Source organism: Microcystis sp. BLCC-F210 (assembly GCF_042134685.1).
In the GTDB taxonomy this organism is placed as follows: domain Bacteria; phylum Cyanobacteriota; class Cyanobacteriia; order Cyanobacteriales; family Microcystaceae; genus Microcystis; species Microcystis aeruginosa_D.
The window spans coordinates 3,559,811-3,580,316 of record NZ_CP169647.1; the positions used below are offsets into that span (position 1 = coordinate 3,559,811).

21 protein-coding genes are annotated in these 20,506 nt (G+C 43.7%); 9 read left to right on the forward strand and 12 right to left on the reverse strand.

The window, feature by feature from the left end:
* Nucleotides 1-2 precede the first annotated feature (2 nt).
* Entirely contained in the window at nucleotides 3-1,178 is a 1,176-nt protein-coding gene (locus tag ACE3JL_RS17140; protein WP_375327989.1) for an esterase-like activity of phytase family protein, read from the reverse strand.
* A 37-nt stretch (nucleotides 1,179-1,215) separates the two neighbouring features.
* On the opposite strand from ACE3JL_RS17140, the gene ACE3JL_RS17145 reads away from it, so the two are divergent.
* Together ACE3JL_RS17145 and ACE3JL_RS17150 are read left to right on the forward strand one after the other, a co-directional pair.
* The gene (locus ACE3JL_RS17145; protein WP_375327990.1) at nucleotides 1,216-2,403 is read left to right on the forward strand and encodes a tetratricopeptide repeat protein; all 1,188 of its coding nucleotides are present in this window, start codon (nucleotides 1,216-1,218) and stop codon (nucleotides 2,401-2,403) included.
* A gap of 181 nt (nucleotides 2,404-2,584) precedes the next feature.
* Complete coding sequence (locus tag ACE3JL_RS17150; protein ID WP_375327991.1) at nucleotides 2,585-3,637, forward strand: LOG family protein; 1,053 nt, start codon at nucleotides 2,585-2,587, stop codon at nucleotides 3,635-3,637.
* A gap of 3 nt (nucleotides 3,638-3,640) precedes the next feature.
* Here the strand turns inward: ACE3JL_RS17150 and ACE3JL_RS17155 are convergent, their stop codons facing one another.
* Nucleotides 3,641-4,030 (reverse strand): hypothetical protein, encoded by a 390-nt coding sequence (locus tag ACE3JL_RS17155; protein ID WP_002733765.1) that lies wholly within the window; start codon nucleotides 4,028-4,030, stop codon nucleotides 3,641-3,643.
* Between the two features lie 160 nt (nucleotides 4,031-4,190).
* On the opposite strand from ACE3JL_RS17155, the gene queA reads away from it, so the two are divergent.
* Nucleotides 4,191-5,288 carry a tRNA preQ1(34) S-adenosylmethionine ribosyltransferase-isomerase QueA gene (gene queA, locus ACE3JL_RS17160; protein ID WP_375329623.1) on the forward strand — a complete coding sequence of 366 codons (1,098 nt, stop codon included), beginning with the start codon at nucleotides 4,191-4,193 and terminating at the stop codon, nucleotides 5,286-5,288.
* A 136-nt stretch (nucleotides 5,289-5,424) separates the two neighbouring features.
* Here the strand turns inward: queA and ACE3JL_RS17165 are convergent, their stop codons facing one another.
* Nucleotides 5,425-5,568 (reverse strand): high light inducible protein, encoded by a 144-nt coding sequence (locus ACE3JL_RS17165; RefSeq protein WP_002734821.1) that lies wholly within the window; start codon nucleotides 5,566-5,568, stop codon nucleotides 5,425-5,427.
* A gap of 276 nt (nucleotides 5,569-5,844) precedes the next feature.
* Between ACE3JL_RS17165 and ACE3JL_RS17170 the strand changes: the two genes are divergently transcribed.
* Nucleotides 5,845-7,407 (forward strand): B12-binding domain-containing radical SAM protein, encoded by a 1,563-nt coding sequence (locus ACE3JL_RS17170; RefSeq protein WP_271991388.1) that lies wholly within the window; start codon nucleotides 5,845-5,847, stop codon nucleotides 7,405-7,407.
* Nucleotides 7,408-7,804: 397 nt separating this feature from the next.
* Nucleotides 7,805-8,878 (forward strand): hypothetical protein, encoded by a 1,074-nt coding sequence (locus tag ACE3JL_RS17175; RefSeq protein WP_375327992.1) that lies wholly within the window; start codon nucleotides 7,805-7,807, stop codon nucleotides 8,876-8,878.
* Nucleotides 8,879-8,880: 2 nt separating this feature from the next.
* On the opposite strand, the gene ACE3JL_RS17180 is transcribed toward ACE3JL_RS17175, so the two are convergent.
* The 6 genes from ACE3JL_RS17180 to ACE3JL_RS17205 all read right to left on the reverse strand — a co-directional run bounded on the left by ACE3JL_RS17180 (nucleotide 8,881) and on the right by ACE3JL_RS17205 (nucleotide 15,544).
* The gene (locus tag ACE3JL_RS17180; RefSeq protein WP_271991392.1) at nucleotides 8,881-9,324 is read right to left on the reverse strand and encodes a molybdenum cofactor biosynthesis protein MoaE; all 444 of its coding nucleotides are present in this window, start codon (nucleotides 9,322-9,324) and stop codon (nucleotides 8,881-8,883) included.
* A gap of 129 nt (nucleotides 9,325-9,453) precedes the next feature.
* On the reverse strand, nucleotides 9,454-10,350 hold the full coding sequence (gene prmA / locus ACE3JL_RS17185; RefSeq protein WP_375327993.1) for a 50S ribosomal protein L11 methyltransferase: 897 nt from the start codon (nucleotides 10,348-10,350) through the stop codon (nucleotides 9,454-9,456).
* A 119-nt stretch (nucleotides 10,351-10,469) separates the two neighbouring features.
* Nucleotides 10,470-12,047 carry a phosphoglycerate dehydrogenase gene (serA, locus tag ACE3JL_RS17190; RefSeq protein ID WP_271991396.1) on the reverse strand — a complete coding sequence of 526 codons (1,578 nt, stop codon included), beginning with the start codon at nucleotides 12,045-12,047 and terminating at the stop codon, nucleotides 10,470-10,472.
* Between the two features lie 488 nt (nucleotides 12,048-12,535).
* A complete protein-coding gene (gene ilvB, locus ACE3JL_RS17195) occupies nucleotides 12,536-14,389 on the reverse strand; it encodes a biosynthetic-type acetolactate synthase large subunit (RefSeq protein ID WP_375327994.1) in 1,854 nt (617 codons plus the stop codon).
* Between the two features lie 229 nt (nucleotides 14,390-14,618).
* Entirely contained in the window at nucleotides 14,619-15,149 is a 531-nt protein-coding gene (locus tag ACE3JL_RS17200) for a ComEA family DNA-binding protein (protein ID WP_271989636.1), read from the reverse strand.
* Entirely contained in the window at nucleotides 15,149-15,544 is a 396-nt protein-coding gene (locus tag ACE3JL_RS17205; RefSeq protein ID WP_002759086.1) for an NINE protein, read from the reverse strand. Before ACE3JL_RS17205 ends, ACE3JL_RS17200 begins: the two co-directional genes overlap by 1 nt.
* 227 nt (nucleotides 15,545-15,771) lie before the next feature.
* Between ACE3JL_RS17205 and asnS the strand changes: the two genes are divergently transcribed.
* Complete coding sequence (asnS, locus tag ACE3JL_RS17210; RefSeq protein WP_375327995.1) at nucleotides 15,772-17,136, forward strand: asparagine--tRNA ligase; 1,365 nt, start codon at nucleotides 15,772-15,774, stop codon at nucleotides 17,134-17,136.
* A gap of 245 nt (nucleotides 17,137-17,381) precedes the next feature.
* Here asnS and ACE3JL_RS17215 read toward each other — a convergent pair whose 3' ends face one another.
* Complete coding sequence (locus ACE3JL_RS17215; RefSeq protein WP_271989632.1) at nucleotides 17,382-17,543, reverse strand: hypothetical protein; 162 nt, start codon at nucleotides 17,541-17,543, stop codon at nucleotides 17,382-17,384.
* An 8-nt stretch (nucleotides 17,544-17,551) separates the two neighbouring features.
* On the opposite strand from ACE3JL_RS17215, the gene ACE3JL_RS17220 reads away from it, so the two are divergent.
* Together ACE3JL_RS17220 and ACE3JL_RS17225 are read left to right on the forward strand one after the other, a co-directional pair.
* Complete coding sequence (locus ACE3JL_RS17220; protein WP_002759084.1) at nucleotides 17,552-17,854, forward strand: hypothetical protein; 303 nt, start codon at nucleotides 17,552-17,554, stop codon at nucleotides 17,852-17,854.
* The gene (locus ACE3JL_RS17225) at nucleotides 17,842-18,069 is read left to right on the forward strand and encodes a hypothetical protein (RefSeq protein WP_002735928.1); all 228 of its coding nucleotides are present in this window, start codon (nucleotides 17,842-17,844) and stop codon (nucleotides 18,067-18,069) included. The genes ACE3JL_RS17220 and ACE3JL_RS17225 overlap by 13 nt, the downstream gene beginning before the upstream one ends.
* Nucleotides 18,070-18,334: 265 nt before the next feature.
* Here ACE3JL_RS17225 and ACE3JL_RS17230 read toward each other — a convergent pair whose 3' ends face one another.
* Both ACE3JL_RS17230 and ACE3JL_RS17235 read right to left on the reverse strand, forming a co-directional pair.
* The gene (locus ACE3JL_RS17230; RefSeq protein ID WP_271989629.1) at nucleotides 18,335-18,658 is read right to left on the reverse strand and encodes a Txe/YoeB family addiction module toxin; all 324 of its coding nucleotides are present in this window, start codon (nucleotides 18,656-18,658) and stop codon (nucleotides 18,335-18,337) included.
* Complete coding sequence (locus ACE3JL_RS17235) at nucleotides 18,648-18,932, reverse strand: type II toxin-antitoxin system Phd/YefM family antitoxin (protein WP_012264090.1); 285 nt, start codon at nucleotides 18,930-18,932, stop codon at nucleotides 18,648-18,650. The genes ACE3JL_RS17230 and ACE3JL_RS17235 overlap by 11 nt, the downstream gene beginning before the upstream one ends.
* Nucleotides 18,933-20,003: 1,071 nt before the next feature.
* Here ACE3JL_RS17235 and ACE3JL_RS17240 point away from each other — a divergent pair.
* Nucleotides 20,004-20,315 carry a hypothetical protein gene (locus ACE3JL_RS17240; RefSeq protein WP_375327996.1) on the forward strand — a complete coding sequence of 104 codons (312 nt, stop codon included), beginning with the start codon at nucleotides 20,004-20,006 and terminating at the stop codon, nucleotides 20,313-20,315.
* Nucleotides 20,316-20,506: the final 191 nt, after the last annotated feature.

Sequence of the window (20,506 nt, forward strand, 5' to 3'; positions counted from 1 at the left end):
GTTTATTTTTCCTTGAGTCGAAAGAGTAAAAACTGATTGACCTGATTCGGATTAAAATTATCATCACTGACCAAAATCAAGGATCGACTACCATCAGCTAATCTTGGACCGAGGGTCATTGCTTCTAAATTATCTAAATCAATCCCCAAAGTCCCTAAATCTAGTAATAATTTTTTCCGCAAGGGTTGCACCTGTAAAGCTTCTAATTCCCCCGGTATTCTGGCGATTTTCGAGGTATCAGTGGCACTCCCGTTAACTACCTGAAATAGTTTCGCTCCAAAACCTTCTAAACCAAAAGTTCGCTCTAAACTGAGAAAATAACCCTCTTTTTCTAAAGCTAACAATTCCGTTAAACCGTAGTATCTCGCGCCACTAGGTGGCTCATCTAACACATACAACTGTTCCGATACTAACACAGGCGCACCAATCGGATCAATCACATAATGAAGAAGTCGCACTCTGAGATTTTCTGCTCTTTTTCCCGTGGGACTATCTTGAATTAAAGCGCTTTCTGTGGCAGTAAACAAACGAAAAGGATCGTCTTTGAGGGTGCTGGTAATCCCTAAAGTTAAGGATTCAAACCCTAAATTATCCTGTATTCCTTTTTGATTGCTATCATCCGGTAAAAAGCGATTAGGAATTAACAAAGACTCCTTTAATTGTCCCTGCAAATCAAATTCAGCAATAAAAGGAGCAATTCCCTCTTTAACCGCACCTTCACTGGAAATAAACAAAGTTTGTCGGGGCGAAAAAGCGATACCTTCTGGGTCGATCGATCCCTTTGTAAAAGTTTCTCCCTTGCCATCTTTTAGGAACGTGACTGCCTCTAAATTCACTTTTTCGATTTTTTCATCATTTATCTGCAAACTAGCCCGATAAAAGCGGGCTGGAGCTTTCTGAGAACGATCATCACTGAGGAGATAAAAGCGGTTATTGGCCCGATCATAGGTAATTGCCGATAATCCCCCCACCCTTGTGTCTTGATAATCCGCTTGTGGTAATTGATATTCTCCCAAAAACTCGACCGAGAGGGGTAGAAACATTCGTTGTTCTGCCAAAACTTGTGGGGAGACACCACAGGCAGCCAGACTAAAGGTTACAATCAAACTAGCAATTAAACCCAAAATTGGGAAACGAAAATTTTCGGCAGTCAGTCTCTTATAGAATCGATAGATCACAAAATATCACCCTCTACTACGCTCTTATCAATCTATTATGCTACGTTTTTCTCTCAGTTTATGGCTCTGTTTGATCGGTACTTCCCTTCCTCTCCTAGCACAAACAGAAACCCCTGCACCCAATCCCCTCGAAACTCCCCTAAAAAGTCCTTTATTACCCGGAATCGATCGCCCTTTAACTCCCTTGGAGCATCGTCAACTGTTATTATACATCGATCAACGCGATGCTGAAGCTCAAGCTAAATACGATGCGGGATTAAATGAGGAAGCTTTTCCCATCTGGTATGAAGTGATTAAATTAAATCGTTATTTAGGAGCAAAAGAAGAAGTAAAATCTTTGGGAAAAGTGGGGTTAGCAGCTTGGAATCGAGATCGAAACGAGGATGTTAAATTAATTACTGCTCGTTTAAAAACTGTGCAACAAACCGCAGAAGCTAACCAGACAATGGACGGAGAATTATTAGCATCATTAGGTACATCCTATCAACAGGTACGAGCCTTTAATGAGGCGATAATCATCTATGATAAAATCCTAGCTAATGCCAGACAATCTGGGGATAATACAGCAGTAGAAGCAACTTTAAATCAACTTGGTCAAATTCATTTATCCCGTTTTGATTATCAAAAAGCATCGCCAGTTTATGAGGAATTGTTAACTATTTCTAAGGCGCAGAATAATTCTTTAACTCAAGGAATTTATCTGCAAAGACTAGCAGAAATTTATCGAGAATCTTTGCAACCAGCTAACGCAGTAAAAATCAAAGAAGAAATAGCTGAAACCGAGATCAGAAATCAGCAAATACAGTTAATCCCCGATCTAAAAATTCAAATTGGTTTGGATTATCAAGCTTTAAAAGATGCAAATAAAGCCAGCCAAAACTTTCAAGAAGCCTATTCTCTCGCTTTTGCTTTACAACAGTACGGCACCGCAGGAGAAGCTTTAAATAAGTTAGCCGAACTTTATAAAAGTTATCAACAGGTAGATTATGCTTTACAAATATATCAAGAATTAATTAAAGTCCATGAATTGGGTTATAATTACTACGGTTTAATGAACACCTACGATCAAATTGGTCAAATTTATCTAGAGAGAAAAAATTATCCCCAAGCTTTACTCGCTTTCCAAAAAGGTGCGGAATTAGCCCAAGCTATCCGTTATCGTGAACAATATTTTCAAACCCAAATCACCCTAATTAATCAAGCGATAAATAATCCTGAACAGTGATCTTTAAGTCTTTGAATAGTTAACTAATGGACAGAGAAATGGGGGAATGGGGGAATGGGGGAATGGGGGAATGGGTAAATTCAACTAAAACCCTAAAACCCCAACACCCTAAAACCCCAACACCCTAAAACCCCAACACCCTAAAACCCCAACACCCTAAAACCCAAAACCCAACCCACCAATGGAAAATTCCTATTCTCAATTAACCGAAGACCTGCGGAAATTGCTGCAACATTTGCCCCACTTAAAAGATAGCAAATGGATTCAAAGATCTCTAGAAGCAATAGTCAGAATTGCCGAGGAGGAAATCGATCGCCTGGATTGGAAAATTTTAACCTACGCGATCGAAGATCTAGAAAAGGGATTTCAGGTATTTTACCCCTACCGTCACATTCGTAAACTGACCATTTTTGGCTCGGCACGCATCAAACCCGAGAGCAGTGAATACCGTCTCGCAGTAGAGTTCGCGCGCTGTATCAGTCAATACGGTTTTATGGTGTTAACCGGTGCTGGGGGTGGTATCATGCAAGCGGGGAATGAAGGCGCTGGACGGGAAAATTCCTTCGGATTAAACATTCAACTACCCTTTGAACAGGGGGCTAATCCCTACATCATAAATGATGCCAAATTAATCGACTTTAAATATTTCTTTACTAGAAAACTATTTTTTCTGCGGGAAAGTGACGCAGTAGCTTTATTCCCCGGTGGTTTTGGCACCCAAGATGAGGCCTTTGAAACCCTTACCCTCTGTCAAACCGGTAAATATGGACCTGCACCCCTAGTATTAATTGATGAGCCTGATGGGGATTACTGGCAAACTTGGCAAGCACAAATTAGTGAAAATCTGCAAAAAAGAGGACTGATATCCGCCGAAGATCGGAATTTTTATAGAATTACCAACGATCTAGACCACGCTTGTCAAACAATTCGCCACTTTTATCGGGTGTATCACTCCAGCCGTTTTGTGGGAGAATCCTTGGTTATTCGTCTTAATCACGAACTAAGCGGGGAACAGATCGAACAAATTAACCAAAACTTCGGCGATATCCTAGTTAAGGGTAAAATCGCACCTAGTCAAATTCTAGAACGGGAGAATCGGGATTCCAGCCACCATTTACCCCGTCTAGTTTTTTACTTTAATGGCAAGAGCTACGGACGCTTGTATCAATTAATTGATCACATCAACGATTTGAGTCCTGTAGTTGCCCTAGAAGAGCATCCCGAGAGAAAATAAACCCTAGGCCAGAGTTTCCGGACAGTATCCTAAACCCTTAGTAAATTGTTGCCGAAAAGCCTCTATATCTTGCTGATCTGGGGTACCATGGGACACGATCGCCACTTGGTAACGACGCATGACATCAATAGGAGATTGTCCCGTTTCCAAACTCCAAAAAACCATCTGGAGACGCATTTCTGGTTGATAGGGAATCCCTAACTCATTCATGTAGGCGCGAAAATCCCCGTGTTGGCAAGGAGTAAGCATTTGATTAAACTTTACCTTGACCACCCAACCGTTAATCTGATGAATGACCGTCATGACGGAGGAGGGTAGATGAGTCATCGATCGCAGATATTCGGTGACTCGTAGCGTTAAACTAGCGTTAGCAAGAAAATAGAGATAGTCCATATTGGCCGCTGGGATGTTGGCTAACAGTCACGATTAGTGTTATATCTCTAGTCTGACGATAAATCGTTCCAGATACCAAGGGGAGAAATCCCCGATTTAGTGAAGTTCGCCCGGGTAGAATTACCCAACTTTTGCGAAGATCTTTATAATGACAATGACGATGACCCCCGATCAATTACTCTCTAGCTACGATTATCACCTTCCCCCGGAGTTAATTGCCCAAAATCCCGCCGAACCCCGGGACAGTTCCCGTCTTTTGGTGGTAGATTCTCCCAATAGTCATAATTTAACTATTTTTCGGGATTTACCCACTTGCCTAGAGTCGGGGGATTTGCTGGTTTTCAACGATACCCGCGTGATTCCGGCCCGTTTATTTGGCCGTAAAGTCACCGGCGCCCCCGTAGAGATACTACTATTAGAAGAACAAGATGATCATCTTTGGTTATCCCTAGTCAAACCGGGAAAACGCTTTAAAGTCGGTTCAGAAGTCCTTTTTTATCCGAAAACAGGGCGAACGGAAGACCAAGCAAAATTATGGTTAGCGAAAGTAATCGATCGAGATCTGAACACCAGTGGTCGTCTGCTGGAATTTCAGCGTCATCCCGGGCGCAGTTTTTGGGGTATGTTGGAGGAGTACGGTCATATTCCTTTTCCCCCCTACGTCACCGAATCAGAGGCGGAAGAAGACCGTTATCAAACAGTTTACGGTGATAAACAGGGTTCTGTGGCCGCTCCCACGGCCGGACTACATTTTACTCCCGAATTATTCCATAAGCTCGCCCAGAAGGGTATAGATACCGCCTATATCACCCTTCATGTGGGAGTGGGGACTTTTCGTCCCGTGGAAGTGGAAAATATTACAGAACACCTAATGCACCAAGAATTTTTGCAGATTTCCGCCGAAACTGCCGAAAAAATCGCCCAAACAAAAGCTAGAGGTGGCCGGGTTGTCGCCGTGGGAACCACGGTAGCTCGTGCCGTGGAAGGGGCAATTAAAGAAACTAAGAGCGATAAATTAACCGCTTTTCAGGGAAAAACCAATTTATTTGTCTATCCGGGTTATCAATGGCGGGTTATCGACGGCATGATCACTAATTTTCACCTACCCAAGTCCAGTTTGATGATGTTAGTCAGTGCCTTAATCGGACGGGAAAGACTACTGGCATTGTATCAGGAAGCTATCCAAGAGCGTTTCCGTTTCTATTCCTTCGGTGACGCTATGTTAATCCTACCCAGCGCTCGCAGCAGTAATCAGTAATCAGGGGATTATTTCTATTTATTCTCCCCACACCCCACTTCCCACTTCCCAACTAAAAAAGGGAAAGAGCTTGGCTCTTCCCTTTTTTTATAGTTTATTCAAGATGATTGTAGATGCACAGCAATCGAGGCTGAGATTACATTAAGCCTAACTGAGCAAGGATGCCTTTGTGGGTTAAGTATTCCGTAGCTACGCCAATAACGAAACCGAGCATGGCTAAACGACCATTCCAGTTTTCAGCGAAAGCGGTGAAACCGAGTTTGTTTTCTTGCTTATCCATGGTGAATTGCCTTCCTATAAGAAAATTGCGTTTAAGTCAAGTGCTTGATATTTAATGTAACATAACTTCCCAAACTATGCAACATTTATTTACATAAATTTTATTAATGTTGACCATAAACTTTTATGGGGGTAGGGTCAAGGGTGGGCAATGGCGGCCGAAAATCAGGTCTTCCCTTAGTTCTAGGACTAAATAACGGTTTTCCCATCCCTGACCGAAAAAGATTACAATCAAGCGAAAGGTCAAGAATCGATCGCCATCGAGCGAGGAGTGAATATGCGTGCCTTACTGATTTATCCCGTTTTTCCGCCAACTTTCTGGTCCTATAACAAAATTCTGGAATTAGTCGATCGCAAAGTCTTACTTCCTCCTCTGGGTATGGTGACGGTGGCGGCGATTTTACCGCAGGAATGGGAATTTAAACTGGTCGATCGCAATATTCGGGCAGTGACAGAAGCAGAATGGGACTGGGCCGAAATAGTGATTCTTTCCGGCATGATTGTCCAACGTCAAGATTTAATCGAGCAAATTCACGAAGCCAAACAACGGGGTAAACTGGTGGCTGTGGGTGGTCCCTATCCCACTTCTATCCCCCACGAAGTGGCCGAGGCCGATTTTCTGATCCTCGATGAGGGAGAAATCACCATCCCGATGTTTGTGGAAGCATTGGCAAAAGGAGAAACTAAAGGTGTTTTCCGCACCACAGAAAAACCCGATGTGACAATTACCCCGATCCCCCGCTACGATCTGCTCGATTTTGAAGCTTATGATTCCATGTCGGTGCAGTTTTCGCGGGGCTGTCCCTTCCAGTGCGAATTTTGCGATATTATCGTTCTCTACGGTCGTAAACCCCGCACCAAAGCCCCCGCACAATTATTAAAAGAATTAGATTATCTTTACGAATTAGGTTGGCGCCGGGGCGTGTTCATGGTGGATGATAATTTTATCGGTAACAAGCGCAACGTTAAATTACTTCTCAAAGAATTAAAGGTTTGGCAAGAAGAACACCAGTATCCTTTCCGGTTTAACACGGAAGCGTCCGTGGATTTAGCCGCCGATCCCGAATTAATGGAAATGATGGTCGATTGTTATTTTGATGCGGTCTTTTTAGGTATTGAAACCCCCGACGAAGAAAGTTTACAATTAACCAAAAAATTCCAAAATACCCGCAGTTCCTTAACTGAGACGGTAGAAAAGATTATTAAAGCCGGATTGCGCCCTATGGCGGGATTTATCATCGGTTTTGATGGCGAGAAAAAAGGAGCGGCCGATCGCATCATTAATTTTGTCGAAGAAGCGGCCATTCCTACGGCTCTATTTGGAATGTTACAAGCTTTACCGAATACCGCCCTATGGACTCGCTTGGAAAAAGAAGGACGACTACGATTAACGGGGAAACAGGACATTAACCAAAGTACCCTGATGAATTTCGTTCCCACCCGGCCGATCGAAGATATTGCCACAGAATATATTGAAGCCTTCTGGACATTGTACGATCCGGAGGTATTTCTTGATCGCACCTATCGCTGTTTCCTGAAATTGGGCGCACCTAAAGCTAAACCTGCCTTTAAACTGCCTCGCCGGGCCGATCTCTATGCCCTAGCGGTAATTATCTGGCGACAGGGCTTTAAACGTTCCACTCGCTGGAAATTCTGGCAGAATTTATTCGGTATCTTGCGCCATAATCCCGCCAATGCCGAACACTATATCACTGTCTGCGCCCACAACGAGCATTTCCTAGAATACCGTCAGATTGTTCGGGATGAAATTATGGCACAATTAGCCGAATTCCAACGCCAAGAGGCATTAACATCGGAAAAAACAGCTATAGCGGCCTAATTATGCAGAGGATGGGTAAATAAACCCATCCTTAATATTTTCTGTCCTGATGGTGGACGATCGATAAAATATAAGTACCTAAGCAAAATTAATTACACATATCTAACCACCTCTTGCCTCTTGCCTCTTGCCTCTTGCCTCTTGCCTCTTGCCTCTTGCCTCTTGCCTATCTTCACTAGGAAATTAATTTTGCACGACTACTTAAATCAATAATATTCCTATTTTCTGGTTAAAAATTCCCTCAATCTCTGCCAAAGCAATTCAGTATAAATTCTTAATTTTCTAGATATAATTACATTTTTTCCCTAAAATGTTAGCTTGAATACTGAATAAATCGTAAAATCTTGATAAAGCCAGTATTTTTAGCTCCTTAACCCTATAAATCAAGGGAAAGTCAATGATTACTCGTCAAGAACTTAAGAAACTACAATCCCTAACTCAAATACCCGCTCTTTCCATTCTCTTACCCACCCATCGCACCTCACCGGATAACAAACAAGACCCTATTCTCGTTAAAAATTTGGTCGATGAAGCAAAGCGCCGATTATCGGAAGAATTCTCTAAACGTGAAATCGAACCTTTGTTCGATCGCCTCGATAGTCTAGTGGCTGAAATAGATTATCCTTATACTCTAGATGGATTAGCTCTCTACATTGGCCCGGATATTGCCAAGCTTTATAACCTGCCTTTTTCTGTTCAGACAAGAGTTATCATCGATAAAACCTTTGCTACACGGGATTTAGTTTATGGATTACATCGAGAACAACCCTATTGGCTGTTACTATTAAGTCAGGGTTCTACTCGTTTAATCTCCGGTACAGGAGAAACTCTCGAAGAAATTCGCGATCAGAATTTTCCCCTAGAAATGACCGGACCTGGGGCCACCTCACCACTGCCTTTTGATGCCGATACCAGTTATCTAGATGATAGAATCCGGCGATTTTTCCAACAGGTAGATAATGCTCTGGATGAATACGTTGATGATTTTTCCCCTTTGATTGTGGGTGGAGTGGTTCGTCAAATTTCCTTCTTTCAAGAAGTTTCACAGTACACATCAGCAATTGTTGGCACTTTAACTGGCAATTTTGACAAAACCTCACTGTCAGAATTAATGCCACAGGTATTGCCGATTATGCACTCAGTGCGTCAGACTCAAAAAACTGAAGCTCTGCAAGCTTTAGATGCGGCAGTCAGCGCTCAAAAAGTTATCTCTACCCTGGGAGAAGTGTGGCGTTTAGCGCAGGAAGGTCGAGGAAAATTGTTATTAGTGGAGAAAAATTACCATGTACCCGCAGTTTTAGGCGAAAACGGTGATTTAGTGTTGGTGGAAAATGTCGGTGGTACGGAGGTAATCGATGATGCAGTGGATGAAATTATCGAAGCGGTATTGGCCAAGGGAGGACGTGTAGCTTTAGTCGAGGAGGATTCCTTGAACGATTACCAAAAAATCGCCTTGATTTTACGTTATTAGACCTAAGACTCCGTTTCACAAGCACCAATACTAACCCATTGACTAGAACCATCAGACCAGTATTCTTTTTTCCAGATGGGGGCATTATGCTTGAGAGTATCAATAGCATAACGACAGGCTGCGAAAGCTTCCCCCCGATGGGGACAACCCACCGCTACTAAGACGCTAATTTCCCCGATTTTGAGCTTACCAGTGCGATGGTGAATGACAACTCGATTGGTGTCGGGCCAGGTTTGCCGAATTTGCCGAGCAATTTGCCGGAAAACTTCCATCGCCATGGGTTCGTAGGCCTGATAATCAAGATAAATAACCGGTTTGCCGTCGGTTTGCTCCCGTACAGTACCACTCATTAGTACAATAGCACCATTAGCCCCATCATCGGCTAATTGATATACTTCCTGCAAAGATAAGGGAGCAAAACTGATGCGAAAACTATCTTGAGTCATGGATGGGGTGTGGGGGAATTATGAATTATGAATTATGAATTATGAATTATGAAGTGGGGTGTGGGGAGAACAAAGCTGCCTTTTGCCTTTTGTATTCTGACGACCGTATCCTGACGGCCGAGAGCTATATTAATCGAGGGTGCGACGAATTTGGATACAACACCATTCTTGACGTTTCCACAGGGCAGCCACTGTCCAGCCGTGGCGTTCTAAAATACTTGTAACTGCTTGTGCTTGGGTGAAGAGGATGCCGCTTAAAATTCCCCAAGTGGTGAGTTTTGCTAGAAGGGTGATTTCCGGCATTAAAGCGATAATTGTCTCGGCTAAAATATTACAAACGATGCCATCAACACCGTCGGGAATTAATTCTAATAACTCCTCGACACTGCCCTGATTAACAGCTAAATTTTCGGGGTTAATCCCGTTGAGATGGCGATTACCGTGGGTCGCACTCACCGCCAGCGGATCTATATCAACAGCATAAACTTTTTTAGCCCCCAATAAAATCGCCCCGATCGCCAGTATGCCGGAACCACAACCGATATCGGCGATAATTCTATTCTCTGGATGGCTACTTAAACGCATTTCTAGGGATTCTAGACATAATTGCGTGGTGGGGTGCGTTCCTGTGCCGAAAGCGGAACCGGGGTCAATTTTAATCACCAATCTCCGGTTATTTTCCGGGGGATTTAACCAAGCGGGACAGATCAAAAAGCGATCGCCGATCTCGCTAATTTGCCAATGTTGTTTCCAACTGCTGGCCCAGTCTTCCTCGTCCATTAACTGCCAACTGGTGACAGGTTCGGGAAAACCTAAAATCAAAGCATCCTGCTTTAACCAGAGGTTTAGTGCCTCTAAATCAGGCAATTGCGCTTTAATTTCTGGTATATAGGCCTTAACCTCCAAAGAGGATTGTTTTTTAGCAGTGGACGTTCCCGAACAGCCAAAATTTTCCAGTCTCCAGAAAACCGTTTCTTCGAGACTAGGTTCGCACAAAACCGTAATTTCCCACCAACTATTAGACATATATCAGTTATCAGGAATCAGTTATCAGATTTGGGTTTTCAGTCAACAGTAATAAGTGGCAAGTGCGGAGCTTTCCTTTCACTGATTACTGTTTACCGATAACTGATAACTGATTTAACCTAGAGTTTCACTGTGTAAGCATCGCGGATACCGGGGACTTTAGTAATTTCCGAGAGCAGACCTTCCGGTAGAGGATCATCGAGACTCAGGGCCATAACCGCATCACCGCGAATAATTTTGCGTCCTACCTGCATACTGGCGATATTGACATTAAAACTGCCTAAAAGTGCGCCAATTTTGCCGATAATACCGGGCATATCCTGGTGAAGGGTGAATAACATATGATTACTCGGTGGCACGTTAATGGGGAACTCATCGAGGTCAGTAATGCGGATTTCTCCCGTACTTAACAGCGCTCCGGTGACTGAATGGGTCCCCATGGAACCATTAGCTTCCAAATGAATCGATCCCGAATAGTCGCGGGTGGAAGCATCCCGGGTTTCGATTACCCGGATACCGCGTTCCTTAGCTTCGATCGCCGCATTAACATAGTTTACCCGTTCCCGGAGAGCTTGGGAAAGTAAACCCTTAATTGCCGCTACCACCAGAGGTTGACTGTCTTTAGTGGCCAATTCTCCCTGTAAACGGACATTTAACGAGTCACAGCGACCTCCTGCCAACTGACTGACGAGATTCCCCATAGTTTCCGCTAATTGCAGGTAAGGGCGCAGTTTTTCCATAACATCGGGAGTTAGTCCGGGGATATTAACGGCCGAACGCGCTGGCAAACCGAGGAGGACATCGCGAATTTGTTCGGCCACATCAACAGCTACACCCACCTGTGCTTCCGTAGTCGATGCACCTAGGTGGGGAGTGAGGATGACGTTAGACAATTCTCTTAATCTAGATTCGCCTAAAGGTTCCTGTTCAAATACATCCAAGGCTGCCCCAGCAATTCTACCAGATTCGAGGGCTTCAATTAAAGCCAACTCGTCGATAATGCCGCCTCTGGAACAGTTAATGATGCGGACCGTGGGTTTCATCTTAGCGATGGTTTCCTGACCGATGAGATGCTGGGTTTCGGCGGTTTTCGGGACGTGGAGGGTGATAAAATCGGACTCGGCAAAGAGTAGATCCAGATCCACCAGGGTGCAACCGAGTTGATCCGCGCGTTCTTTGGAAATAAAGGGATCGTAGGCGAGAATTTTCATGCCTAGGGATCTAGCTACTTTGGCGACGTGGGAGCCAATTTTACCTAAACCGACGACTCCTAGGTTTTTTTTATAAACTTCTGTGCCGATAAAGCGATTTCTTTCCCATTTATTCGCTTTTACCGACTGATTGGCATCGGGAATATGACGGGAGAGGGATAACATCATGGCCAAGGCGTGTTCGGCAGCGGCGATCGTGTTACCTTCGGGAGAGTTAACGACAATAATCCCCTGACGAGTGGCCGCAGGAACATCGATATTATCGACTCCTACCCCCGCGCGGCCGATAATTTGCAGTTTGCTGCCCGCTTCGACGATTTCTTTGGTGACGCGGGTACTGGAACGGAGCATCAGCGCGTCGTATTCGGGGATAATTTGAATGATTTCCTCGGCGGATAGTCCTGTTTTCACGTCCACTTGGGCAACCTGTGACAGAATTTCTACTCCTACCGGATCGATCGAATCGGATACCAGAACTTTGGCCATAATCTTTATAACGTGCTTTTTTCAGTCTACGGGCAAATGCTAGACCAATATTGGTATCTAGCCGCAATAGCCCATTTTAGAAGCAAAGGGTGCAGTCTATGGCAAAATTAGCGAAAAGATTTTAGGTTGTCATTCTTAATTGTCGTCCATAGGGTTGATGTCAGCCTCTTGCCGTTGTCACTGAGATATGGCTAATTTAATCACGGTGGTGATCGAGTTTTTCGCTTCTTTTTCTAAGGCTTTTTCTAGGGATGCCATTGCTTCTGTTTGAAAATTTCTAAGTAGCTGGTTATAATTAAATTAAGAATGGATTTTAGGTTCGATCCCCCCTGCCCCCCTTGATAAGGGGGGTGCTGATCTCCCCTTATCAAGGGGGGTTTCTGATAATTTTTAAGCCCTACCTACTTATCATGTTCACATAGTAGATAAAAAGCCAAAAACCTCCGTTATATTTAACGGAGGCTGGTTAATTAATTAACAATTTTTTGCTACAATTTCGCCCCACATTCAGGACAGAATTTATTATTCCAACTGTTAACTGCACCGCAACTGGGACAATCGAGCATTTCACAATCCTTGGCGACAATTTTCGGTAAACCAATCATACGCGCATTACTTTGACCGGGGGCAACCATGGGATAACAATTTTCGTCTCTAGCAACGATCGCATTGACCAAAACTGGACCATCATGGGCCAACATTTCGGCGATTTTTGCGGCTAATTCCTCTCGATGGCGAATAGTAATCCCTTTAATGCCGTAAGCTTGGGCTAACAGTTCTAAATCTGGCATTCCCACTTCCATATTGGAATTAGAATAACGTTCCCCATAGAAAGCTTCTTGCCATTGACGTACCATACCCTGCCAACCATTATTAATAACAATTGTCTTGGCATGAATATTAAATTGGGTTAGAGTCCCTAATTCCTGTAGATTCATTTGGAAACTGGCATCACCACTAATACAGATGACCTCCTCATCGGCAATGGCCACCTTGGCCCCCATCGCAGCTGGTAAACCGAAACCCATTGTCCCCAATCCCGCGCTAGAAATCCAACGTCGGGGACCATTTTTGAGGAATTGGGCCGCCCACATCTGATGCTGGCCCACATCGGTGGTGTAGTAGGCGTGGGGTGCTTGACGGCCCACCTCAACGATTACTTCTTGGGGGGAAAGTTTGCCTTCTGGTCGAGGTACTTGCAGGGGATAATCTTGCCGCCAGCGCTCGATCTTGGCTAACCAAGCTTGGCTGCGATCGGGATTAGTAGGATAATCAAATTCTCTGGCTTTGTGGAGTATTTGTTCTAAAACTACCCGCACATCCCCGACAATCGGCACATCAGGGGCGCGATTTTTGCCCACTTCTGCCGGGTCGATATCCACATGGATTACCTTAGCTTTCGAGGCGAATTCGTCCAATTTCCCCGTTACTCGGTCATCAAAACGAGCGCCGACTGCAATTAATAAATCACACTCGGTCACGGCAAAATTAGCGTAGGCAGTGCCGTGCATTCCTAACATTCCCACCGAGAGGGGATGATGTTCATCAAAAGCACCGATCCCCATTAACGTGGTGGTGACGGGTAACTGAAAACGTTCGGCAAACTCGGCGATTTGGGCGTGGGCATTAGCCGCGATCGCACCTCCGCCAACGTACAGTAAAGGTTTTTCGGCGGTTTCCAAGAGGTGTAAAGCGGCCTCGATTTGACGGCGATTGCCTTTGACCGTGGGACGATAACCGGTTAGTTTTACATCTCCCGGTTCGACCGGGATATAATCACATAGTTCTAAACCGACATCTTTGGGAATATCGACTAAAACCGGTCCCGGTCGTCCTGTACTGGCGATATGGAAGGCTTCTGCGACAATTCTCGCTACTTCGCTGGCATTTCTAGCCACATAGGAATGTTTAACAATCGGGAGAGTAATGCCATAAATATCGGTTTCTTGGAAAGCATCGGAACCGATGGCTGCCCGACTCACCTGACCGGTGATAATTACCATCGGGATGGAGTCCATGTGTGCGTTAGCGATGCCTGTTACCAAATTGGTCGCCCCGGGGCCGGAAGTACCGAAACAGACTCCCACTTTGCCGGTGGCCCTAGCGTAGGCATCGGCGGCATGGGCGGCCGCTTGTTCGTGACGCACTAAGATATGTTGTAATTCTCCCCGTTCTTCAAAGCGGTAGAGTTCGTCATAGATGGGCAGGATCGCACCACCGGGATAACCGAAGATGTGCTTAACACCATGACGTTTGAGACTGTCCATCAAGGCATAAGCACCAGAACAACGCTGGGAAACCGTTGTTAAAGAGTCATTGGGCTTGGGAAGTGATGAAACCACAGGGCAAACCGTCCAATTTCTAACTAGAGGGATAATTGCGATTCTGTTGCCTAGGATGCAACTTGAAAAATAGCAAAATTGATAACCTTATACATTTAGTGTATTCTATCTGACCTTTTTGGCCGCAGTTTTTTTTCTTTTTGCATCTTACCTATGCAATATCTGGGGTGTGGGTTTTGGCCGTGAGCTTAGACTTCGACCTCCCGTCTCCTGTCCTGATGATTTGGGATTAAAACTGAAAAAAGTGCATTAATTGGGAGATTTCCTGAGCGTCTAGGGATAAACGCCCTTTAAAATCCACAATATTCTTAAATAATCCCTGTTCTTCTCTATTTTTAATAATGGCAGCTGCTAAATTATCGCTGATCAGGGGTAGGGTGATTAACTGCTCGATCGAGGCGGTGTTAGGATTGATTTTAGGGGGTGCGAGGTGACTTTCTGGGCTATAATAGGCAAATTCTAGAATCGGTTCCCAAGCTTTCAATCTAGCCACAGGAACACTCAAAGCAGCCGCTAGATCTTCGAGACAAAGCAATTCTACCCCCATACCCAGCAATTCCACCAACATCCGCGCTTGATGGATGGATATCCCCGGCAATCGCAGCCAATCATCCACACCCGCTTGACTGACATTAATTTTAATGCCCAATTGTGCCGCCATAGCGATCTCATCGAGGGAACGAAAGCGATAATAGGGATCATTGCTAATTTTGGCTTTTAAAGGGTTAAAAGTGCGTCCTAACCAGTTTTGCGGTGTCATTATAGTAATTGTCGCCGTTTTTCTTCAAATTCGTACTCAGAAATCAATCCTTCTTGCCGGAGGCGCTCTAATTCCCTTAAAGCTGCCCCGATCGCCTCTACTTGTTTAGGCTCTAAACTGGGGACAGTGGCAGCAGCGGTGGCAGTGGGAAAATAGTTAGCCAAAAATTGGTTATCTTGGATTAAATACCACACCGCATCGATCGCGCAAGCCACCCGGGGAATCGGAGTTTGCCAAAGGAGAAGATAAATAATTCCCCAGAGAGGTTGACCGAGATAGAATTTATGAATACCGGCGATAGGAAAGGGTAAAGCGAGAATACTACCGATAAAAGCCAAAAAAATCGCTAATTTACGGCTTTTGGGCTTACTTAATAATTTTTCCACCAGAAGCATGAGACCTGTTCGAGATTGATTTTAGCCTGATCTGGACTTTCTATCCTAAAATACTCTTTGGTTCTCAGTAGGGAGACACAATTATTTGTAGGATGGGTTAGCGGTAGCGTAACATAATCTGGCGTTGGGTTTCATGCTTCAACCGTTCGGCTGAGCTCACGGCCGAAGCCCAACCTACGTTCATCTTATATTTAATTCCACTCACCCACTTAACATAGGGATAAGCCATGACTAGCAGAATCAAGGAAATCTTTCAAACAGGACAACCGGATCAATCCGTCACCGTGCAGGGTTGGGTGAGAACAAAACGAGAATTAAAAGAATTTACTTTCCTGGAAGTTAATGATGGCTCATCCCTGGCCAACTTACAAGTTATCCTCGAATCGACTTTACCCGATTATGAAAATGTACTAAAGACAATTAGTACAGGAACGGCGATCGCTGTTTCGGGAAATTTGGTTCCTTCCCCGGGTAAAGGGCAAAATATCGAGTTAAAAGCGGCCGAAATCACCCTTTATGGTGACTGTCCTGCGGATTACCCCCTACAAAAGAAACGTCATTCCTTTGAATTTCTGAGAACTATTGCCCATCTGCGAGCAAGAACCAACACCCTAGGAGCAGTAATGCGGGTTAGAAACGCTTGCGCTACCGCTATTCACAGTTTTTTCCAAGAAAAGGGCTTTATTTGGGTACATACTCCCATTATTACCGCTAACGACTGCGAAGGTGCGGGAGAATTATTTACTGTCACCAGTTTAGACTTAAAAAAACCCGCCAATTTTGCCGAGGATTTCTTTGGTAAACGGGCCTATTTAACCGTCAGTGGACAATTACAAGCGGAAGTAATGGCCATGGCTTTATCTAATGTTTACACTTTTAGCCCGACTTTTCGCGCCGAAAATTCTAATACTTCCCGTCATCTGGCCGAGTTTTGGATGGTGGAACCAGAAATGGCTTTTTGTGACTTGGAAGGGGATCAGGATTTAGCGGAAGCTTTTCTCAAATATATCTTTAAATTCGTTTTAGAAAATTGTCCCGAAGATTTGCAGTTTTTTAACGAACGTATCGATAAAACGGTGTTAAGTACGGCCGAGAATATCGTTAATAGTGAGTTTGGCCGGATTACCTACAGCGAAGCGATCGAGTTATTAGAAAAAGCCGATCGTCAGTTCGAGTTTCCAGTAGAATGGGGCGTAGATCTACAGTCAGAACACGAACGTTATCTAGCGGAGGAACTATTTAAAAAACCCGTGATTGTCACCAATTATCCCAAGACAATCAAAGCTTTTTATATGCGTCTAGATGACAATAATAAAACTGTTTCCGCTATGGATATTTTAGCACCCAAGATCGGCGAAATTATCGGCGGTTCCCAACGGGAAGAACGATTAGATGTATTAATCCAAAGAATGCAGGAACAGGGTATGAATCCCGATGATTTGTGGTGGTATTTAGATCTGCGTCGCTACGGTTCCGTTCCCCACGCTGGTTTTGGTTTAGGATTCGAGCGTCTGGTACAATTCATGACGGGAATGACCAATATTCGCGATGTGATTCCTTTCCCCCGTACCCCTTTAAGTGCCGACTTTTAGGTTGATGTCTAGAACCCACGGGAGAAAGCTTGTAATCCTCAAGCTTTCAGCACTAATTTGCTTGGTCTTTGGAAACTTGTACAACTTTATTGTACAAGTCCAAGCTCTTGAACTCCCCAAAAATCCCAAAATCTCAAGGGAGGAGAATGTAAAGATTTATTAAATTGTAGCTTAAAGTACAGTTACGGGGGATAGTGTGTGTTGTTGTATGGAGAATCGGTTATTATTACCTTGATTGAATCTGCTCAAAATACTCCCTCAAATGATGATTCATCATGGGATAGTGAAGATTGGGAGCAATTTGACCAACTCATTGCCAATTGTCTTGTAGATTCAGGAATTGAAGATTGAGCATCAGCAACACGACCACTATATTTATCGAACACCGAAACGAGAATCCTATCCATGATTGGCAATGAAATTTGAAGTTGTTACCCCTTTGGGATTTACAGTTAGAACTTCAGAAGGTTATTGGCAGAGGCTAATGGGCAAACATCCTGACCTTGAGGAGTTGGAGGAATTAGTGACCCTTACCCTAGCTTCACCAGATGAAATTCGACGCAGTAGCCACGATGCTGGGGTGCTGCTATTCTATCGCCAGCGACAGGAAAAACGTTGGGTTGTGGCAGTGGCTCGGCGTTTGAATGGAGATGGGTTCTTGATTACTGCCTACCAAACCGATGGGATTAAAGAAGGGGAAATGCTATGGCTCAAGTAAAAGTTTTCTATGAACCGGAAACGGAATTACTGACTGTCTTCTGGCAGCAACCCAGAAAGGAGCAGATTTGTACTGAACTGGGGGATGGGGTGATTTTGATTAAGGATTCCACCAGTGGCGAGCCGATTGGCTTGGAAATTCTCTCCTATCGCCCTGGGGACAATCGCTTTGACGCGGTGAGCGTTGAACTGGGGCAGTTGAGTCCCGTCCGTTGATATTGGTCGTTATTCTGGTTGTCCTCTAACTTCCGAAATCATCTGGGCGTTGAGGATGGGTTTCATGGTGGATAGCTCGTCAGGGAGAGGAATGTAAAGATTTATTAAATTGTAGCTTAGGCTACAGTCTTAGAGTAGAAAATGTGTACTGTTGTTCTCCTTCTGTCTTGGGTTGGGCTATCCCTTAACCCAAGCTGCGAGGGGGAACGTACTACGTTCCTTGTCCCCTTTCTCCTGTAAAGTTTCTTGATGGGTTTGTCTGAGTTTAGCCTGATTGATAATGATAGCGAGCTTGTAAAAAATAAACCTTATTTCCTGTGACTTTATAAACTAAACGATGCTCTAAGTCGATCCGTCGTGACCAAGTATCGGCAGCAATATACTTAAGAGGTTCGGGTTTACCCAATCCTGTAAACGGATCGCCATCCAAAATATCTGCCACTAAGTCTAAAATTTTATCGCCTTTTTTCGGTTCGTTCCGATACCACCAAGCTAAATCTGCTTTGAAATCAGGACTAAAAACGGGCAAATAACCATGAATAAGATTGTTTTTAGGTTTATCTGGCTTATTTTCTCTTTTAGGACTCAATTCCTAACTCCTCTTTCAATTCAGCTAATGTTTGAGGAGTTGCATCTTCTGTCTGGGTCCATGCTAAAGAGCGAAATAAGCGTTGGGCATTTTCTGGCGATCGCAATAAATAAACACACTCTAATAAACTGGAAAGCTCATCTTCAGCAATTAACGCCACATTTTTCTGATTGCGACGCTTAATGACGATAATTTGCGATTCGTCACACACCTGATCTAAGATACTGGCTAAATTCATTCTCGCCTGAGAGTAGGTGGTTTCTTTGCTTAACATGATTTTTAGGGGAGACTTGTACAACCTTATTGTACAATTCCAAGCTCTTGAACTCCCCAAAAACCCCAAAATCTGAAGGGAGAGGAATATAAAGATTTATTAAATTGTAACTTTTGATACAGTTGTGGGGGGGGAGTGTGTATTGTTCTACTATCCGCCTTTAGTGTTGGGTTGGGTTGTTGCTTCACCTAGCTGCGAGGGGACGAACACTTATGTACTGAGTAGCGAATGGTGATGAAAAAAGGATTTTTCAGATGGCTACCAATTTGGTTCTTCGGTTTGTCTTATGCAATGGACGGGGGTTATAAGGGATGGAACCCTTATATACAAAGGCATTTGGCGATTTTTGTCAATTGCTTTTGATCTAAAGCGAGCTAATCAATTAAATTCCTTGCCAGATAAGGATTTAGTCGATTTATGCCACCTATCGAACCATACCAAGTAACGAAGAGCCACCAATTTTAGCCTTAACTACAGCTTTATCTTCTAACTTCTATCAGAATCACGATGATATTGCTCAAGCCCGTAATTCGAGAGTTGTAAGCAATGGTTTTGCTTTCGAGATTCAGAATTGTAATAAAGACAATAATTCTGTAGTTTGTACTTTTATGGTTGCAAACTTAGGGGAAGTCAGAGATCTTTATTTTTCTCCCACAGACTCTATCATCATTGATTCTACTGGCAAGCAATTGAAGGGATCGCAGGGCATTATTGGAGCAATAGGTCCAGGGGGGGCACTACTATTTAGGGATATGCCTTCTAGAGTCCCCATTAACGGAAAAATTCTCTTTAAAGGAAATTTGCCCGGAAGAATCGTTTATCTGCGATTAGTAGGTTCTAATTTCTCGGTTGAATGGAGGTAATATATTACCTCGGTTAACTGTTAACTGTTCACTGAATAAAGACTCGTAGGTTGGGTTGACGCAAGGAAACCCAACAACTTCTTGGAATATTTTCACAATTTTTGTTGGGTTTCGCCTTTTGAGCCGATGGGTAATACCTGATCAATAATGATAGCTCAACCCAACCTACGGCTCGATTAATTAATAAACTTATTCAGGAATGATAGTTATGGCAATCAGAATCAAACTTTGGGCAGATTATGGAAGTTACCCACTTTGGGGAGTAGATGAAATTGATAACATTGCTCCTGAAGAATTACCATTAAGTCAAGCAACCATTCAACGTTTAAACGCATGGCAGGATACTTACGATAAGACTTTAAATCAAGACTATCCACCTTTATCAGATTTTCCTAATCAGCAAGCTGAAATGGATTTTAGGCTCTTCTGGTTTCTGTGTGGAAACGAGGTCTATACTGATAGTTTCTTCGACAAAATAGTCCTAAAAGTGTTGCCCGATAAGCATTTCACGATTCCATAAGCAAAAATTATCACACAAAGTCGAGAAGAGCCGATTTTAAACAAGAAGGAATTAGTTTATGGAAACAGTTACGTCTTGAACTGGCACCAGATTATGAAGTTTTCTACCAAAATGAAGGTCAATTGTTTAGACATCCTAAGGAAATAACCACAAAATCTACAGTACAAAAAATAACAGTTTGAGTATCATCA

Excerpts from the sequence above, each read along its gene's own strand:
- ACE3JL_RS17145 (WP_375327990.1), top strand. The coding sequence starts at position 1,216 with ATGCTACGTTTTTCTCTCAGTTTATGGCTCTGTTTGATCGGTACTTCC.
- ACE3JL_RS17150 (WP_375327991.1), top strand. The coding sequence starts at position 2,585 with ATGGAAAATTCCTATTCTCAATTAACCGAAGACCTGCGGAAATTGCTG.
- ACE3JL_RS17155 (WP_002733765.1), bottom strand. The coding sequence starts at position 4,030 with ATGGACTATCTCTATTTTCTTGCTAACGCTAGTTTAACGCTACGAGTC.
- queA (WP_375329623.1), top strand. The coding sequence starts at position 4,191 with ATGACCCCCGATCAATTACTCTCTAGCTACGATTATCACCTTCCCCCG.
- ACE3JL_RS17165 (WP_002734821.1), bottom strand. The coding sequence starts at position 5,568 with ATGGATAAGCAAGAAAACAAACTCGGTTTCACCGCTTTCGCTGAAAAC.
- ACE3JL_RS17170 (WP_271991388.1), top strand. The coding sequence starts at position 5,845 with ATGCGTGCCTTACTGATTTATCCCGTTTTTCCGCCAACTTTCTGGTCC.
- ACE3JL_RS17175 (WP_375327992.1), top strand. The coding sequence starts at position 7,805 with ATGATTACTCGTCAAGAACTTAAGAAACTACAATCCCTAACTCAAATA.
- ACE3JL_RS17180 (WP_271991392.1), bottom strand. The coding sequence starts at position 9,324 with ATGACTCAAGATAGTTTTCGCATCAGTTTTGCTCCCTTATCTTTGCAG.
- prmA (WP_375327993.1), bottom strand. The coding sequence starts at position 10,350 with ATGTCTAATAGTTGGTGGGAAATTACGGTTTTGTGCGAACCTAGTCTC.
- serA (WP_271991396.1), bottom strand. The coding sequence starts at position 12,047 with ATGGCCAAAGTTCTGGTATCCGATTCGATCGATCCGGTAGGAGTAGAA.
- ACE3JL_RS17200 (WP_271989636.1), bottom strand. The coding sequence starts at position 15,149 with ATGACACCGCAAAACTGGTTAGGACGCACTTTTAACCCTTTAAAAGCC.
- ACE3JL_RS17205 (WP_002759086.1), bottom strand. The coding sequence starts at position 15,544 with ATGCTTCTGGTGGAAAAATTATTAAGTAAGCCCAAAAGCCGTAAATTA.
- asnS (WP_375327995.1), top strand. The coding sequence starts at position 15,772 with ATGACTAGCAGAATCAAGGAAATCTTTCAAACAGGACAACCGGATCAA.
- ACE3JL_RS17215 (WP_271989632.1), bottom strand. The coding sequence starts at position 17,543 with ATGGATAGGATTCTCGTTTCGGTGTTCGATAAATATAGTGGTCGTGTT.
- ACE3JL_RS17220 (WP_002759084.1), top strand. The coding sequence starts at position 17,552 with ATGAAATTTGAAGTTGTTACCCCTTTGGGATTTACAGTTAGAACTTCA.
- ACE3JL_RS17225 (WP_002735928.1), top strand. The coding sequence starts at position 17,842 with ATGGCTCAAGTAAAAGTTTTCTATGAACCGGAAACGGAATTACTGACT.
- ACE3JL_RS17235 (WP_012264090.1), bottom strand. The coding sequence starts at position 18,932 with ATGTTAAGCAAAGAAACCACCTACTCTCAGGCGAGAATGAATTTAGCC.
- ACE3JL_RS17240 (WP_375327996.1), top strand. The coding sequence starts at position 20,004 with ATGGCAATCAGAATCAAACTTTGGGCAGATTATGGAAGTTACCCACTT.